The organism is Kitasatospora sp. NPDC047058 (assembly GCF_040643935.1).
Lineage (GTDB): Bacteria > Actinomycetota > Actinomycetes > Streptomycetales > Streptomycetaceae > Kitasatospora.
This window is the reverse complement of record NZ_JBEYVJ010000693.1, coordinates 1-2,463: the sequence shown is the minus strand read 5'-3', so window position 1 is coordinate 2,463 and position 2,463 is coordinate 1. Positions and strand designations below refer to the sequence as shown.

The 2,463-nt window shown below is 70.4% G+C and carries 4 protein-coding genes and 1 pseudogene; 1 reads left to right on the top strand and 4 read right to left on the bottom strand.

Going from position 1 to position 2,463, the window contains the following annotated elements; translation table 11 throughout:
• Positions 1-95: pseudogene (locus ABZ885_RS39390) on the bottom strand (transposase); the annotation flags it as partial.
• Between the two features lie 120 nt (positions 96-215).
• Here ABZ885_RS39390 and ABZ885_RS39385 point away from each other — a divergent pair.
• On the top strand, positions 216-560 hold the full coding sequence (locus ABZ885_RS39385; protein ID WP_360199741.1) for a hypothetical protein: 345 nt from the start codon (positions 216-218) through the stop codon (positions 558-560).
• 93 nt (positions 561-653) lie between these two features.
• Here ABZ885_RS39385 and ABZ885_RS39380 read toward each other — a convergent pair whose 3' ends face one another.
• The 3 genes from ABZ885_RS39380 to ABZ885_RS39370 all read right to left on the bottom strand — a co-directional run bounded on the left by ABZ885_RS39380 (position 654) and on the right by ABZ885_RS39370 (position 2,077).
• Positions 654-1,091 carry an NUDIX domain-containing protein gene (locus ABZ885_RS39380; protein WP_360199739.1) on the bottom strand — a complete coding sequence of 146 codons (438 nt, stop codon included), beginning with the start codon at positions 1,089-1,091 and terminating at the stop codon, positions 654-656.
• A gap of 29 nt (positions 1,092-1,120) precedes the next feature.
• Complete coding sequence (locus ABZ885_RS39375; RefSeq protein ID WP_360199743.1) at positions 1,121-1,786, bottom strand: SDR family oxidoreductase; 666 nt, start codon at positions 1,784-1,786, stop codon at positions 1,121-1,123.
• A gap of 150 nt (positions 1,787-1,936) precedes the next feature.
• Positions 1,937-2,077, bottom strand: a complete 141-nt coding sequence (locus ABZ885_RS39370; protein WP_360199737.1) for a hypothetical protein — start codon at positions 2,075-2,077, stop codon at positions 1,937-1,939.
• Between the last annotated feature and the right edge of the window lie 386 nt (positions 2,078-2,463).

Genomic DNA, 2,463 nt, shown 5'->3' with positions numbered 1-2,463 from the left:
GCCGGGAAGTCGTGCGGCAGGAGCCGCCACTGACAGCCCGTCCGGTTCTGGTACAGCAGCGCGTTCACGACCTCACGCAGGTCACAGGAGCCCGGCTGGGAGGTCGTCACGACGCGGATCGTAGTGGTCGGGCGGTCGCGTTCTCAGCCGATCTGTCCGGGTGTCGCCCGGTCGTGTGCGCAGAGGTGTCGGTGGCAGAAGGTAGCTTCCCGATCATGCTCGATGCGCCCGCCCTCGCCACTCCGGTCCGCTCGTCCGTTCAGGTCGGCGGATGGCTTCCGTACCCGGACCCGCTGCCGCACCCGGCGCTCGGCAACGCCCCGATCGCCTACGTGTCCGGCGGCCTGTGGGCCGGGCTGCGCGCGATGCTGTTGGGCCTGGATTCGGCAGCCGCTGAACAGGACGCGACCGGCGCAGCGTGCGACCTGTTGCGGCTGCTCGCGCTCACTGCCGTGTCGGTCCCCGGCGGTGGATTCGCCACCGCGCCGGTCGCCGAGCTTGACCACCGCCCGGTGCTCTTCCGTCCGGACGGGCTTCACCGGCTGATCGCCAGCCAGTAGCGCGGGCACCAACCGCGTTCTGGTGGCTGGTGTCCGGCACCGGACCGAAGAGGCGGACCGGTGCCGGCATCACGGCGAGTAGGCCATACCGCGCTACGCCACGGGGGCGGCGAGGCTGCCTGCACGGATCGCGTCGAGCAATGCGATCTTGACCTGGGGCGGCATCAGGTTCAGGGCCTCGATGGCCTCGGCGGTAAGCGGGACCTCCTCGAGCAGGTACTCGCCGCGGTCGTCACGCTGGAACTCGGGCCCAGTGCGATCGGTGAAGTTCCACTTGACGATCCGGGCGGTGTAGAAGTGCTCGGTCTCGCCCTTGTCGTTCTTGAACTCGTGGAAGGGGAGCAGATCGGTGGCCGTACCAGCGATCTCCTCGTGGATCTCCCGCAGCAGGGCGCCTTCCAGGCCGGTGTCCTCGGGCTCGACGCCGCCGCCGACGAGGACCTGATAGGCGGGGATGCCGGGGCGGATGCGGTTGATGACGAGCATCGTGCCGGCGGTGGTGAGGAGGACGGCGCGGACGCGTTCCTTCATGAGGGCTTCTCCCTGGTGGTTGTGGTGGTTCAGTGGGGCATCCAGCCGCCGTCGATGGTCAATGACTGTGCGGTGATGAACGATGCGCTGGGACCGGCGAGGAAGGCGATGGCGGCGGCGATGTCCTCGGGCTGGCCCCGGCGGGGAACGCACTGCCGGGCGATCTGGTCCTCGGGCCGGGCGCGATGGTGGGCGGGCAGGTCGTTCTCGGAGTCGACCTGGATCGCCCCCGAAAGGACAGTGTTCACGGTGATGCCGTGTGGGCCAAGTTCCCTGGCCAGCGACGGGGTGAGGCCGAGGACTCCGGCCTTGGCGGTGCTGTAGGCGGTCAGTCCGGGGCGACCGAGGCGGGCGTTGACGGAGGAGACGTCGATGATCCGGCCCCAGCCGCGCTCGGTCATGGCGGGGGTGAAGGCCCGGCAGGTGCGGTAGTGCGCGGTCAGGTTGATGTCGAGCGCCTTGGCCCAGGCCTGCTCGTCGGTGTCCGCCCACGGGGTCCTCGGGTAGGCGCCGGCGTTGTTGACGAGGATGTCCACCGGTCCGAGCTCGTTGCGGATCTGGCTGGCCATCATGGCGGCGGCGTCCGGCGCGGTGAGGTCGGCGCTGATTTCGGTGCCGTTGGAGCCGCTCCGGCGGACAGCGTCGAGGATCTCGCCGACCTGGTCGATCTGGTCGATCTGGTCGAGGTGGTCGATCTGGTCGAGGTGGGCGATGGCGACGGAGGCGCCAGCCGCCGCGAGCGCGCGGGGGGGTGGCGGCTCCGGTTCCGGTCGCCGCGCCCGTGACCAGGGCGGTGCGGCCCTGGAGGGGCCGTGCGGCGAGAGGAAGCCCGGTGGAGGTGAGGGTCACAGCAACTCCAGGGACGCAGAGGCGGGCACGGGCATCGGGTCGGTGTGGACCAGCTGGTCGGCGGTGACCTGGGCCTCGGCGATCTTGGCCAGGACGAGCAGCAGCTCCGCGTCGCCTAGGGACTTGGGCGGGATCACGCCGAGGATCCGCGCGGTCAGGAACTGGAGAAGGACGAGCAGCGCAAGAAGCCAGGCAAGCCCGACGCTGATCGCGGCGGCCGGTACACCCGGTTGCTTTCCTCCTTCGGGACCCGGCCCGCAGCCGGCTCAGGCCAGGGCCTGCATCAGCCCGCGGCGGGCCTGCTCGGCCTTCTTCTGGCGGGCCTTGTGGCACCTGGCCGTAGGCGGCCCGTCCGGGGCCGGCGGATCGCGCTTGTGCCGGGTGCCGTGCCCCGACCATGATGTGCCGTCGCGAACAAAGGAACGAACGAACATGAACGTCCAGGTGGAATACGACGCCGCACCTGAGGAGCTCGCCGCTGCGGTGAGAGCCAACCTTCCTGCACCGGCAGTGCGCTGGGCGG

Coding starts and splice junctions, on each gene's coding strand:
- ABZ885_RS39380 (WP_360199739.1), bottom strand. CDS start 1,091: ATGAAGGAACGCGTCCGCGCCGTCCTCCTCACCACCGCCGGCACGATG.
- ABZ885_RS39385 (WP_360199741.1), top strand. CDS start 216: ATGCTCGATGCGCCCGCCCTCGCCACTCCGGTCCGCTCGTCCGTTCAG.